This is a genomic window from Promicromonospora sp. MS192 (genome assembly GCF_049532985.1).
Lineage (GTDB): Bacteria > Actinomycetota > Actinomycetes > Actinomycetales > Cellulomonadaceae > Promicromonospora.
The window spans coordinates 5,368,030-5,381,097 of the sequence record NZ_CP186693.1 but is presented as its reverse complement, the minus strand read 5'-3'; the positions used below and the strand labels follow the sequence as shown (position 1 = coordinate 5,381,097).

The 13,068-nt window shown below is 71.9% G+C and carries 13 protein-coding genes; 2 read left to right on the top strand and 11 right to left on the bottom strand.

Features of this window, described 5'->3' with window-relative positions; genetic code table 11:
• Positions 1-8: 8 nt before the first annotated feature.
• Positions 9-491 carry a CarD family transcriptional regulator gene (locus ACO229_RS24100; protein WP_020017968.1) on the bottom strand — a complete coding sequence of 161 codons (483 nt, stop codon included), beginning with the start codon at positions 489-491 and terminating at the stop codon, positions 9-11.
• Between the two features lie 303 nt (positions 492-794).
• Here ACO229_RS24100 and ACO229_RS24095 point away from each other — a divergent pair, with 303 nt between their 5' ends.
• On the top strand, positions 795-1,340 hold the full coding sequence (locus tag ACO229_RS24095) for a hypothetical protein (RefSeq protein WP_423463013.1): 546 nt from the start codon (positions 795-797) through the stop codon (positions 1,338-1,340).
• A 96-nt stretch (positions 1,341-1,436) separates the two neighbouring features.
• Here ACO229_RS24095 and pstB read toward each other — a convergent pair whose 3' ends face one another.
• The 7 genes from pstB to ACO229_RS24060 form a co-directional block, all read right to left on the bottom strand.
• On the bottom strand, positions 1,437-2,216 hold the full coding sequence (gene pstB, locus ACO229_RS24090; protein WP_397413357.1) for a phosphate ABC transporter ATP-binding protein PstB: 780 nt from the start codon (positions 2,214-2,216) through the stop codon (positions 1,437-1,439).
• 52 nt (positions 2,217-2,268) lie between these two features.
• Entirely contained in the window at positions 2,269-3,219 is a 951-nt protein-coding gene (pstA, locus tag ACO229_RS24085) for a phosphate ABC transporter permease PstA (RefSeq protein WP_397432293.1), read from the bottom strand.
• Positions 3,219-4,211, bottom strand: coding sequence for a phosphate ABC transporter permease subunit PstC (gene pstC, locus ACO229_RS24080; RefSeq protein ID WP_397413354.1), 993 nt, complete (start codon positions 4,209-4,211; stop codon positions 3,219-3,221). The genes pstA and pstC overlap by 1 nt, the downstream gene beginning before the upstream one ends.
• Positions 4,212-4,362: 151 nt before the next feature.
• Positions 4,363-5,466, bottom strand: a complete 1,104-nt coding sequence (gene pstS, locus ACO229_RS24075) for a phosphate ABC transporter substrate-binding protein PstS (RefSeq protein WP_397413353.1) — start codon at positions 5,464-5,466, stop codon at positions 4,363-4,365.
• Positions 5,467-5,643: 177 nt separating this feature from the next.
• Positions 5,644-6,777 carry a phosphate ABC transporter substrate-binding protein PstS gene (pstS, locus tag ACO229_RS24070; RefSeq protein ID WP_397413351.1) on the bottom strand — a complete coding sequence of 378 codons (1,134 nt, stop codon included), beginning with the start codon at positions 6,775-6,777 and terminating at the stop codon, positions 5,644-5,646.
• A 118-nt stretch (positions 6,778-6,895) separates the two neighbouring features.
• Positions 6,896-7,594 (bottom strand): response regulator transcription factor, encoded by a 699-nt coding sequence (locus ACO229_RS24065; RefSeq protein WP_397432288.1) that lies wholly within the window; start codon positions 7,592-7,594, stop codon positions 6,896-6,898.
• Positions 7,591-8,838: a sensor histidine kinase gene (locus tag ACO229_RS24060; RefSeq protein WP_397413349.1), complete on the bottom strand. Its 1,248-nt coding sequence runs from the start codon at positions 8,836-8,838 to the stop codon at positions 7,591-7,593. The genes ACO229_RS24065 and ACO229_RS24060 overlap by 4 nt, the downstream gene beginning before the upstream one ends.
• 275 nt (positions 8,839-9,113) lie before the next feature.
• On the opposite strand from ACO229_RS24060, the gene phoU reads away from it, so the two are divergent.
• Positions 9,114-9,761, top strand: a complete 648-nt coding sequence (phoU, locus tag ACO229_RS24055) for a phosphate signaling complex protein PhoU (RefSeq protein ID WP_397432285.1) — start codon at positions 9,114-9,116, stop codon at positions 9,759-9,761.
• Between the two features lie 76 nt (positions 9,762-9,837).
• On the opposite strand, the gene ACO229_RS24050 is transcribed toward phoU, so the two are convergent.
• The 3 genes from ACO229_RS24050 to ACO229_RS24040 all read right to left on the bottom strand — a co-directional run bounded on the left by ACO229_RS24050 (position 9,838) and on the right by ACO229_RS24040 (position 13,055).
• Positions 9,838-10,578, bottom strand: coding sequence for a phosphoglyceromutase (locus tag ACO229_RS24050; RefSeq protein WP_397432284.1), 741 nt, complete (start codon positions 10,576-10,578; stop codon positions 9,838-9,840).
• 63 nt (positions 10,579-10,641) lie between these two features.
• Positions 10,642-11,958 carry a D-inositol-3-phosphate glycosyltransferase gene (gene mshA, locus ACO229_RS24045; RefSeq protein ID WP_423463012.1) on the bottom strand — a complete coding sequence of 439 codons (1,317 nt, stop codon included), beginning with the start codon at positions 11,956-11,958 and terminating at the stop codon, positions 10,642-10,644.
• On the bottom strand, positions 11,958-13,055 hold the full coding sequence (locus ACO229_RS24040) for a lactonase family protein (protein ID WP_423463011.1): 1,098 nt from the start codon (positions 13,053-13,055) through the stop codon (positions 11,958-11,960). The genes mshA and ACO229_RS24040 overlap by 1 nt, the downstream gene beginning before the upstream one ends.
• Positions 13,056-13,068: the final 13 nt, after the last annotated feature.

Sequence of the window (13,068 nt, the reverse complement as noted above, 5' to 3'; positions counted from 1 at the left end):
TGGGTCGGTCAGGAGGCGAGGACCTCGTCGAGGATCGCTTCCGCCTTCTCCTCCTCGGTGTGCTCGGCCAGCGCGAGCTCCGAGACGAGGATCTGCCGGGCCTTGGCGAGCATGCGCTTCTCCCCCGCGGACAGGCCGCGGTCGGCGTCCCGCCGGGACAGGTCACGCACTACCTCGGCCACCTTGATGACGTCGCCGGAGGCGAGCTTCTCGAGGTTCGCCTTGTACCGGCGCGACCAGTTGGTGGGCTCCTCCGTGTACGGGGCGCGCAGCACCTCGAACACGCGGTCGAGGCCCTCCTGGCCGACCACGTCGCGCACTCCCACGAGGTCGACGTTCTCCGCCGGAACCTCGATGGTGAGGTCGCCCTGGGCAACCTTGAGCTTGAGGTACATCTTCTCTTCGCCGCGAATCTTGCGGGTCTTGATCTCTTCGATCAGCGCCGCGCCGTGGTGCGGGTAGACAACCGTCTCGCCTACTGTGAACGTCATCTGCAGATGTCCCCTTTCCCTGACACCAGGTTACCACGGCGTGATCTGCAGAACTTGCGCCCTTGGCAACCTCCAGGCATTATTTGCCGCTGCGTTTTCGCAGGTCAGAGGTGTCGCAGAGGACTCAGGGAGGCCCGTGACCGGCCCGCGCACCCCGATCGGATCGTTCCGTAGCCGTGACCGGTACCACGCCGTGACCGGGCATTTCGCCGCCTTCGCGATGCGCGGGCACACCGTGTGGCCCACTAGGATATGGCGGGGATCCGACCCCGCACGAACCAGCCGAAGATCAGGGAGTTCACCGTGTCCCGTCGCGCCACCGCCGCCCGAGGCGCCCGCACCATCGCCCTCGCAGCGGTCTCCGCCACGGGGGCTCTCCTCCTGGCGGCCTGCTCGCCGACCACCACGACGCTGAACTACGACCCGTCGGACGGCGTGGGCGTCTCGGTGCTCGGCGAGGAGAACCGGGACCTGCGCGGCATCAACCTGATGGTCGTCTCGGCGGCCGAGGGCGAGGCCGGCAACGTGCTCGGCGCGCTGGCCAACCAGACCGCCGAGGACGCCGCGTTCACGCTGGAGGCCCCCGGCGCGGCCCCCGTGACGCTGGACGTCCCGGCGGGTGGCACCGTCTACCTGGGCACCGAGACCGGCAAGACCGTGGCGCTCGACACGGTCGGCGCGGCCCCGGGCGAGTACCTCGACGCGGTGCTCACCGTGGGCGCGGACAGCAAGGAGTTCCAGCTCCCGGTCCTGGACGGCACGCTGCCGGAGTACGCGGAGCTCCTGCCGGCGGCCGCGGCGCCGTCCGGGTCGCCGTCGGCCTCCCCGTCGCCGTCCGCCACGGAGTGACCTGACGCCCCGTCACGGGTACGACAGAGGCCGGTGGCCCGGCGTGGTCTCCCACGCCGGGCCACCGGCCTCTGTCGTACCGGGCTCAGCCGGCCGTCACCCGAAGCGGCCCGAGACGTAGTCCTCGGTGGCCTTCTCGCTGGGCGATGAGAAGATCGTCGCGGTGTCGTTCATCTCGATGAGGCGGCCGGGCTTGCCGGTGCCCGCGATGTTGAAGAACGCGGTCTTGTCGCTCACGCGCGCGGCCTGCTGCATGTTGTGCGTGACGATGACGATCGTGTAGTCCTTCTTCAGCTCCTGGATCAGGTCCTCGATCGCCAGGGTGGAGATCGGGTCCAGGGCCGAGCACGGCTCGTCCATGAGCACCACCTGCGGCTTGACCGCGATGGCGCGGGCGATGCAGAGGCGCTGCTGCTGACCGCCCGACAGGCCCGAACCGGGCTTCTCCAGACGGTCCTTGACCTCGTTCCAGAGGTTGGCGCCGCGCAGGGACGACTCGACCAGGTCGTCGGCGTCGGACTTCGAGATGCGCTTGTTGTTCAGCTTCACGCCCGCCAGCACGTTGTCCCGGATGGACATCGTGGGGAACGGGTTGGGGCGCTGGAACACCATGCCCACGGTGCGGCGCACGGCCACGGGGTCGACGTCGTCGCCGTAGAGGTCGACGCCCTCGAGCTCCACCTTGCCCTCGACGTAGGCGCCGGGGATCACCTCGTGCATGCGGTTGAGGGTGCGCAGGAACGTCGACTTGCCACAGCCCGACGGGCCGATGAAGGCCGTCACGGACTTGGGGTCGATCGTCATGGAGACGCCCTCGACGGCACGGAAGTCGCCGTAGTAGATGTTGACGTCCTTGACGTCGATTCGCTGAGCCATCGTTGAGTTCCTTCGGACTGTGGCTTCGGGTGAGGCGGACGTGCGCGGTGCGTCAGCGGAGCTTCGGCGCGAACCAGCGGTTCACGAGCCGGCCGATGATGTTGAGGAGCATCACGATCACGATCAGCGTAAGGGCTGCCCCCCACGCGTTCTGCAGGGCGATGTCCGCCACGCAGTTCTCCTGGCCCTCGCGGCAGGTGGCCAGACCCTGGCTGTACTGACGGTAGATGAAGACCGGCAGCGTCATCATGCGCCCGTCGAACGCGTCGAAGTTGATGGAGTCGGTCACGCCCACCGCGACGAGCAGCGGCGCGGTCTCACCGATCACGCGGGCGACCGCCAGCAGCACGCCCGTGGTCAGACCGGCCACGGAGGTGCGCAGCACGACCCGCACGATGGTGAGCCACTTGGGCACGCCGAGCGCGTACGACGCCTCGCGCAGCTCGTTCGGCACGAGCTTGAGCATCTCCTCGCAGGAGCGCACCACCACGGGGATCATGAGCACCGACAGCGCGACGGCGCCCATGAAGCCGAAGCGCGCGCCCGGGCCGAAGAAGATCGTGAACAGCGAGACCGCGAAGAGGCCGGCCACGATCGACGGGATACCCGTCATGACGTCCACGAAGAACGTCACCGAGCGAGCCAGCGCGCCGCGGCCGTACTCGACCAGGTAGATGGCGACCAGCAGGCCGACCGGCACCGAGATGAGCGCCGCCCAGCCGGTGATGATCAGCGTGCCCATGATCGCGTGGTAGATGCCGCCGCTGGGGTCGCCGCCGAAGATGCCGCGCATCGAGTAGGTGAGGAACTCGAGGGTGACGCGGCCGGCACCGTTGAACAGCACGGTCCACAGCAGCGAGACCAGCGGCACCATCGCGAGCGCGAAGGCGCCCCAGATGAGCACCGTCATGATGCGGTCGGTGCGCCGGCGGCGCGGCTCGGCGGTGGTCAGGAGCGCGCGGGTGCGCTCCGTGGCGTCCGTGGTCGACGTGTCGACGCTCATCAGTTGGCCCCCGAGAATTCCTTGCGGCGGGCGACGATGGCCCGGGCGGCCATGTTCACCGCCAGCGTGATGACGAACAGGGCGAGACCGGTGGCGATCAGGGCGTTCACGGCCAGGCCGCTCGCCTCCGGGAAGTCCAGGGCGATGTACGCCGCGATGGTCTGCTGCTGGGCGGCCTGGAGGATCTTGAACGAGTACAGGAAGCCGGGCGAGAGGATCATCAGCACGGCCATGGTCTCGCCGAGCGCGCGGCCCAGCCCCAGCATGGCGGCCGAGATGACGCCGGACTGCCCGAACGGCAGCACCGCGGTGCGGATCATCTCCCACCGCGTGGCACCCAGCGCGAGCGCGGCCTCCTCGTGCAGGCGCGGCGTCTGCAGGAACACCTCGCGGGAGACGGCCGTGATGATCGGCAGGATCATCACGGCGAGCACGACCGCGACGGTCGCCAGGGTGCGGGCCGTCGGCGACGCGTCACCGGCGAACAGCGGGAACCACCCGACGTACTGGTTGAGCCAGGACCACACCGGCCCGACGGCGGGCGCCAGGACCGTGAACCCCCACAGGCCGTAGACCACCGACGGGATCGCGGCGAGCAGGTCCACGAGGTAGCCCATGAGCTGGGCGAGCCGGCGCGGCGCGTAGTGCGAGATGAACAGCGCGATGCCCATGGCCACGGGCGTGGCCAGCAGCAGGGCCAGCACGGCGGCGAGCAGCGTGCCGAAGACGAGCGGCCCGACGTACGCGATGAAGGACGTGTCGTCGGGGTAGCGGGGCACGGCGTCCGCGAGCTCCGCGGAGCTGGCCGACACCGCCGGCCACGCGCGCGCGATCAGGAACAGCGCGACCGCAGCCAGGGTCGCGAGGATGAGCGCACCGGCACCGGTGGTGATCCAGCGGAAGATCCGGCTGAAGCCCCGCTCGGTGTCGCCGCTCGACCGGCGGGGCCGCGTGGGCGCCGGGGCAGCGGGTGGGCTGTCAGTGGTGGTCACAGAGGTCCTCGGCTCGTCGTGTCTGTGCTCGTCGGATGTGAGTTCAAGCCTGGCACGGCCGTGCCGGTGACCGGGCCACGGGACCTTGCGGTCCCGTGCGGCCCGGCCACCGGCCGGGTGGTCGTACTGCCGGTACTGCGTGCCGGCCGGGTCAGCCGGCCGTGATGGCCTCGACCGACGGCAGGAACTGCTCGGTCAGCGAGGTCGGGAGCGGGGCGGAGCCGGCCGAGTCGGCCGCTGCGGACTGGCCCTCCTCGCTCAGGATGTAGGTGTAGAAGCCCTTGACCAGGTCCGCGGTGGCGGCGTCCTCGTATGTGGCGCAGGCCAGGTGGTAGGAGACGAGCACGATCGGGTAGGTGCCCGGGATGTCGCGCTTGAGGTCGTAGGCGAACACGTGGTCGCCGGTGCCCTCGATGCGGTCCGAACCCTCCACCACGGCCGCGGCGGCCTCGGGGCTGTACTCGACGAACTCGTCGCCGACGCCCACGGCCACCGTGCCCAGGTCAGCGATCTGCGAGGCGTCGGCGTAGGTGATGGTGCCCTCGCCGGCCTGCGCGGCGCTCACCACGCCGGAGGTGCCCTGCGCGGACTCCTGGCCGTCCACGGGCCAGATGCCCTCGGGCTCGTAGGTCCACACGTCCGGGACCACGGTGTGCAGGTACTCCTGGAAGTTCTCCGTGGTACCCGAGTCGTCCGAGCGGTGCACGACCGTGATGTCGGTGTCGGGCAGCTCGGCGTCGGGGTTGTCGTCGGCGATCGCCGCGTCGTTCCACTTCTCGATGTCGCCGTTGAAGATCTTCGCGATCGTCTCGGAGGACATGTTCAGGGTGTCGACACCCTCGAGGTTGAAGGCGACGGCCACCGGGGAGATGTAGGCCGGGTACTCGATGACCCCGCCCTCACCGCACTGCGCCTCGGCGTCGGCCATCTCGTCCTCGTCCAGGGCGGCGTCCGAGCCGGCGAACGCGAAGGCGCCGGAGATGAAGTTCTCGCGGCCGCCACCGGAACCGGTCGGGTCGTAGTTGACGGTGACGTCGGGGTACTGGCTCTGGAACCCGGCGCGCCAGGCCTCCATGGCGGACTCCTGCGACGACGCACCGCCGCCGTTGAGCTCACCCGAGAGGTCCATGGCGGACTCGGAGCCCGCACCGGTGGGCTCGTCCTCGCCCGGGTTCTGACCGCAGGCTGCGAGGCTCAGCGCGAGCGCGCCCACCATGACAGCGGAGCCAACGCGGGGGAATCGGCTGATCTTCACGTGTCGTTCCATCCTGTTCAAGTCGTACGCGCGGCGAGCGCCGCAGCGTCAGTCGGGACGCTAGGGAGCGGGAATGACCTCATCCCCAGGACTAGGTAAACGGAAGGTGAACAAGCCATCACGGAGGGGGTGATCCCCGCCACGCTCACCCTGGCACGAGGCCGCCCGGCTCACCCGTCAGGCCCCTTCCTCGGGCCGTTCCTGGGTCAGGTAGATGGCGTCCGCGGCCTCGGCGATCCAGGCCTGGACGTCGGGCGAGATCGCCGCGCTGCCCGCGGCCGCGGCGGCGCGCTGCTGCCCCTCGGCTGAGGCCACGTAGGAGACGAACTCCTTGACGAAGGTGCCCTTGGCCCGGTCGTCGTACCGCGAGCAGACCACGAGGTAGGACACGAGCACGAGGGGGTAGGCGAAGGACTTGTCGATGGTGCGGTCGATCGCGAACGCGAGGTCGTGCTCGTACCGGTTCTCGATCCGGGGCGAGACGTCGACGACGGCGGCCGCGGCGTCCGCGCTGTAGGGCACGTACTCCTCGCCCACCTTGATCGCGACGTGCCCCAGGCCACCGGTGGCCGACGCGTCGGCGTAGGTGATGCCGCCCGGCGTGGACCGGACCGTCCTGGTCACGCCGCCCGTGCCGTCCGCGCCGAAGCCGCCCGGCAGCGGCCACAGCCCGTCCGGTGCGGAGGGCCAGGCGCCCGGGGCGGTCGCGTGCAGGTAGTCGGTGAAGTTCTCGGTGGTGCCCGAGTCGTCCGACCGGTGCACCGGCGTGATCTCCAGGTCCGGCAGCGTCGCCTTCGGGTTGGCCGCGACGATCGCCGGGTCGTTCCACCGCGTGATGTTGCCCGTGAAGATCTTGGCGACGAGCTCGGAGGACATGTTCAGCCGCTCGACGCCGGGCACGTTGAAGGCCACCGTGATCGGGCTGATGTAGACCGGCAGGTCGATCGCGTTGCCACCGTCGCAGGCGGGGCCGGAGGCGGCCATCTCGTCGTCGCTCAGGGCCACGTCGGAGGCGCCGAAGGCCGAGGTGCCCGCGAGGAACGCCGCGCGGCCGTCACCCGAGCCGGCGGGGTCGTAGGTGATCGCGGCGTCGGGGTTGCTCTCCCGGAACCCGGCGATCCAGGCCTCCATCGCCGTCTCCTGCGACGAGGCACCGACCCCGCGGAACTCACCGACGACGACGGGCTCCGCCTCGGTCGTCGGTTCCTGCGCCCCGAGACCCGGCAGGTCCACCGCCGCGCAGCCCGCGAGCGGCAGCACGAGGGCGCCTGCGGTGGCGGCAGCGACGAGACGGGTGTAGTGGGTGCTCACGGGTCGCGAAACTACTCACGGGCGCCGTCTCGCGAGCAAACTCCAGGTGAACGGAAGGTGACCGCCCGCGCGCCCCGCCCGTGACGTGCGACACGGGGGCGGGCGCGCCGGAGTCGGGTCAGCCCTCGTCGTCGGCCAGCTTGTAGCCCAGGCCACGCACCGTGAGCAGGTACTTCGGTGTGCCCGGGTCCGGCTCGATCTTCGAGCGGATGCGCTTGACGTGGACGTCGAGCGTCTTGGTGTCACCCACGTAGTCGGCGCCCCAGACCCGGTCGATGAGCTGGCCGCGGGTCAGCACCCGCCCCGCGTTGCGCATCAGCAGCTCCAGGAGGTCGAACTCCTTGAGCGGCAGGGCCACGTTCTGGCCCGACACCGCGACGGTGTGCCGCTCCACGTCCATCCGGACGGGGCCGACCTCCAGGACGCCGTCCTCGTCGTTCTCCGCCGGGTCGCTGGGCTGGCGCCGGCGCAGCACCGCCCGCACGCGGGCGAGCAGCTCACGGTAGGAGTAGGGCTTGGTCACGTAGTCGTCGGCGCCGAGCTCCAGGCCCACGACCTTGTCGATCTCGGAGTCCTTGGCGGTCAGCATGATGACCGGCACGTCACCGCGGGCCCGCAGCTCCCGGCACACCTCCGTGCCCGAGAGCCCGGGCAGCATCAGGTCGAGCAGCACCAGGTCGGCCCCCTCCGCGTCGTACGCGGCGAGCGCCGAGTTGCCGTCGGCCGCCTCCACCACCTCGAAACCCTCACGGGTGAGCTGGTACGTCAGCGGGTCCCGGTACGACTCCTCGTCCTCGACCACCAGGATGCGCGTCACGCACCTACCTCCTCGTTCCTCGTGGCCCCGTCGTGCGCGGCCGTGTGCTGGTCCTGCTCCCCCGCCTCGGCGGCCGGGACGTCGTCCCGGGCCGCGCGGTCGGCGCCGTCGGGCCGGTCCGCGGACGGGATGCGCAGGGTGAAGGTGGAGCCTCGCCCGGGTTCGGACCACATCGTGACGTCGCCCCCGTGGTCGGCGGCGACGTGCTTGACGATGCTCAGGCCCAGCCCGGTGCCCCCAGTGTCGCGCGAGCGTGCCGGATCCACCCGGTAGAACCGCTCGAAGACGCGGTCCTGCGCGTCCTCCGCGATGCCCACGCCCTGGTCGACGACGGCGATCTCGACGAGGCCGGCCCGCTCGTTCACCCCGACGCCCACCCGGCTGGCGGGCCCGGAGTACGCGACGGCGTTGTCCACCAGGTTGCGGACCGCGGTGACCAGGAGGTTGTGGTCGCCGTAGACCTCGGTGTCGAGGTCGCCGCCCATGGTGATCGCGATGTTCTTGGCCTGCGCCGTGGTGCGGGCCCGGTCGACCGCCTCCTCCACGACGTCGCGGATCGGGACGGGGGTGAGCTTCGGCACGGCGCCCGCGCCCTGCAGGCGCGAGAGCTCGATGATCTCCTGCACCAGCGCGGACAGCCGGACGGCCTCGCGCTGCATGCGTTCGGTGAACCGGCGGACGGCGACCGGGTCGTCCGCGGCGTCGGCCACGGTCTCGGCCAGCAGGGCCAGTGCGCCGACCGGCGTCTTCAGCTCGTGCGACACGTTGACCACGAAGTCGCGGCGGATCGCCTCGACGCGCCGTGCCTCCGTGCGGTCCTCGGCGAGCACCAGCACCCGGTCCAGGCCCAGCGGGGCCACGCGCACCTGCAGCAGCACCGTGCCCTGGCCCACCGGGCCGCGCGGCAGCTCCAGCTCCTGCTCGCGGATCACCCCGTCGCGCCGCACGAGGGCTACGAGGTCCGTGATCGCGGGGTGCACGAGCGCGTCGTTGCGCACCACGCCCAGGGCATAGGCGGGCGGCGAGGCCCGCACCACCTCGTCCTCGCCGTCCAGCACGACGGCGGCGGAGCGCAGCACGGAGAGCACACGGACGAGGCCCGCGTCGAGCTCGTCGGGTTCGGTCTGAGGAAGGGCGTGCTGCTGCCGCTCGGAGACGCGGAACGCCAGGGTGGCGACCACGCCGACGATCACGCCGAAGATTCCGGCGACCAGCACCGGTACCCCGGAGATGATTCCGTCCACGCCTCCAGGGTAGGTCGATGTTTCAACCGCTGATCGACGTCGGTGGGCGCTCCGACCATCGCGTCGCCTAGTGTTCATGTCGGGGAGGAAGAGCGTTAACCTCCCGGTACACCGCGCCGTCGAGCCTTGGCGGGTGCGGGCGGTAGCTGTGCCGCGCGCCGTTCCGGGACGTGTCCGGACGGCCGGTCCGGCCGTGCGTCGGCCCGCCCCGCCCCCGCGGCGGCGCGACAGCGGACGCGAAGCCGTCCGTGCGCCCCGAGTGCGAGAGGAAACCGATGCGACAGATCTTCGAAGCTGAGCTCCAGCAGGTCGGCGAGGACCTGACCGAGATGAGCAGGCTCGTGGAGTCCGCCATCACCCGAGCCGGTACGGCACTGCTGGAGGCCGACCTCCAGCTCGCACAGGAGGTGATCGCCTCCGACAAGACCATCGACTCGATCGAGGACTCGCTCGACGAGCGGTGCGTGCACCTGCTCGCGCAGCAGGCCCCGGTCGCCACCGACCTGCGCGTGGTGGTCAGCGCACTGCGGATGAGCGCCTCCCTGGAGCGCATGGGCGACCTCGCCCGGCACATCGCGCAGGTGGCGCGCGGCCGCTACCCCGCGCAGGCGATCGTGCCGGAGGCGCGGGAGACGTTCGCGCAGATGCACGACGCGGCCGTCCGCGTGGCCCAGCGCACCACCCGGCTGCTCGCGTCGCGCGACCTGGAGGTGGCGGAGGCCATCGAGCGCGACGACGACCTGCTCGACGAGCTGCACCAGCAGACCTTCAACACGCTCCTGGCGCCCGAGTGGCAGGGCACGGTCCAGGAGGCCGTCGACGTGACGCTCGTGGGCCGCTACTACGAGCGCTTCGGCGACCACGGCGTCTCGGTGGCCCGCCGCGTCACGTTCCTGGTCACGGGCGACTTCCCGGAGGACTGACCGCGACCGTCGCTGAGTGCTGGACGTTCGCCCTCCCGACACACGGGAGAGGGCGAACATCCAGCACTCACGTGTTTCAGCGGCCCTGGTTCGCCACCGCGGCGATCGCGTCCTTCGCCGCCTCCGGGTCCAGGTACGTGCCGCCCGGCTTCACCGGCGCGAGGGTCTCCTCGTCCAGCTCGTACACCAGCGGGATGCCCGTGGGGATGTTCAGCCCGGCGATCGCCTCGTCGGAGATGCCGTCCAGGTGCTTCACCAGGGCGCGCAGCGAGTTGCCGTGCGCGGCGACCAGCACGGTCTTGCCGGCCTTGAGGTCAGGGACGATCTCGCTCTCCCAGTACGGCAGCGCGCGCTCCAGCACCAGCTTGAGGGCCTCCGTGCGGACGACGGGGGCGTCGGCGTAGCGCGGGTCGGCGTCCTGGCTGAACTCCGAGCCCAGCTCGATCTCGGGCGGGGGCACGTCGTACGAGCGGCGCCAGAGCATGAACTGCTCCTCGCCGAACTCCTCCAGCGTCTGCTTCTTGTCCTTGCCCTGCAGGGCGCCGTAGTGGCGCTCGTTGAGGCGCCAGCTCCGCTTGACCGGGATCCAGTGCCGGTCGGCGACGTCGAGCGCCAGGTTCGCGGTCATGATCGCGCGGCGCAGCAGCGACGTGTGCAGGATGTCCGGGTTCACCCCGGCCTCCTTGAGGAGGGCGCCACCGCGCTTGGCCTCCTCGACGCCCTTCTCGGAGAGGGCGACGTCCACCCAGCCGGTGAACAGGTTCTTCGCGTTCCACTCGCTCTCGCCGTGGCGGAGCAGCACGAGGGTGTAGGTCATGCCCCCCATCCTGCCCCAGTTTCCGCCGCGCGCCGACGGCGGTCCGGCGTGCGGGCGACGCCGCTACCGTGCGGCGTGACGCTTGCGCGCCCGCTCGTAGACGTCCAGCGTCTCCTCCGCGGTGCGGTCCCACCCGAAGCGGGCGGCGGACGCGCGGGCACCGGCCGCCAGCCGTTCCCGCACCCCGTCGTCGTCGAGCAGGGTCTTGAGGGCCAGGGCCCAGCTCCCGGGCTCGTGGTCGGGCACCAGGACGCCGGAGACGCCGTCCTGGACCACCGTGCGCAGGCCACCGACCGCCGCCGCGACCACCGGCGTCCCGGCCGCCTGGGCCTCCGCCGCGACCAGGCCGAACGACTCGTTGTGGGACGGTACCGCCACCAGGTCCACGGCGCGGAAGTAGTCGGCGAGGATCCCCTGCGGCACCGGCGGCCGGACCCGCACGTGGCGGGCCACTCCCTCCTGGTAGGCGAGTGCCTCCAGCTCGCGCACCGCCGTCGGGCGGCCGGAGGCACCACCCAGCACCACGAGCAGCGGCGGCCGGTCGTCCCACACGCGCTCCCCCAGCGCGCGGACCAGCACGTCGGGACCCTTGAGCAGCTGCACCCGGCCGGCGAACAGCACGATCCTGCGGTCGGTGGGCAGGGCGAGGCGCTCGCGCAGCTCGTCGCGCGCACGGTCCCGTCCGGCCGGGTCGCCCTCCGTGCCCCCGGGCAGCGGCGAGAACACCCCGAGGTCCACGCCCGGCTGCACCACGTGCACCCGGGCGGGGTCGGCGTGGTAGTCGCGCACCAGGTCGGCGGCCTCCTCGTCCGTGTTGGCGACCAGGGCGTCCGCCTCGGCGACCACCTGTTCCTCGCCGATCACGCGACCGTGCGGCTCGGGCGAGTCACCCGGCGCGAGGGCCGCGTTCTTGACGCGCGCCATGGTGTGCATGGTGTGCACCAGCGGCACGTCCCAGCGCTCGGCCGCCAGCCAGCCCACCTGGCCCGACAGCCAGTAGTGGGTGTGCAGCACGTCGTACCAGCCCTCCGGGCGGTGCGCCTCGGCGCGCAGCACGCCCGCCGCGAACGCGCAGAGCTGTCCGGGCAGGTCGTTCTTGTCCAGGCCCTCGTACGGCCCGGCCGCCACGTGGACCACGCAGATCCCGGGCTCCGGGTTCGTCACCTTCGGCTGGGCCGACGACGTGGCCCGCGTGTAGATCTCGACCTGCGCCCCGCGGCGGGCCAGCGCCCGGGAGAGCTCCAGGACGTACACGTTCATGCCGCCCGCGTCGCCCGTGCCCGGCTGCTCCAGCGGAGAGGTGTGCACGGAGACCATCGCGATCCGCAGCGGGCGCGTCTCACCCGGGTCCGCGAGGTCGGGCGGCAGGCTGTCACGCATCACGCCACCAGGACGCACGCGGGCGCGGGCAGCTCCAGCCGGCCGGTGATCTCCCCCTTGCCCGACGCACGGTCGAGACGCACCGCGATCAGCTCGTCCGTGTTCTGGGCGGCCACGACCACCAGCTCGCCGTCGGCCAGGACCGCGTGGTGCCGCGGCCAGGCACCCGCGCCCAGGTCGACGTCGGCCACGTTCTCGATCGTGAGGTGCCCGGCCTCCTGCGCTCCCCGCGCGGACCCGGACGCGGGTGCGGACGGCGCCTCGGCCGTCGCCTCGCGCACCCGGAGCACGGACAGGACGTCGGGCCCGCGCACGCCGACGTGCACCAGGTCGCCGGCGACGGTGATGTGCGAGGGGTACCCGGCGGCGCCGTCGGGCAGCGTGCGGGTGGTGATCGCCACGGAGCCGGCGTGCTCCAGGCGGCCGGGGCCGGCAGGGACCAGCACGTGCAGCCGGCAGTCCAGCTCGCCCGCGACCAGGACCGTGCCGTCGGCGAGCTCGACGAGATGGCGCGGGCCCGCCCCGGGCGGCAGCACGGCGGCGACGGTGCCCTCCGCCGGGCCGGAGCCGTCGAGCGGGTAGGAGCGCAGCTCGTCGGTGCCGAGGTCGCAGACCAGCACCCGGTCGCCCCACGGGTGCACGAAGTGCGCGTGCGCGCCCTCCTGCCGGTCCGGCACCGGCCCCGACCCGGAGTGCGGGTGGGTGCGCGCCGCGCCGAGCTCGCCGTCCGGGCCCAGCGACAGGCGTGCGGCCACGCCGTCGCCGTAGTTCGCCACCCAGGCGGCGGCGCCGGTCGCGACCACGTGGCACGGGCTCGCCCCGCCCGAGGGGCCGCTCGCCGCGCGGGTCAGCGCGCCGGCGTCGGACACGTGGAACGTGGTGACGGTGCCCGGTTCCGTCTCCGTGACCGCGACGAGCGTGCCGCCGGACGGGTCCAGCGCGAGGAACGAGGGGGCCGCGACCGGGGCCACGAGCTCGGCACCGGTGAACGTCCCGCTCGGGTCGAGGCCCGCGCGCCAGATTCCCTCACCGGAGCCCGGGGCCGCGCCCGTCGTCGGATAGGTGCCGATCCACAGGGCGGCGGTGGGGATGCTCATGCCGCCAGCCTAG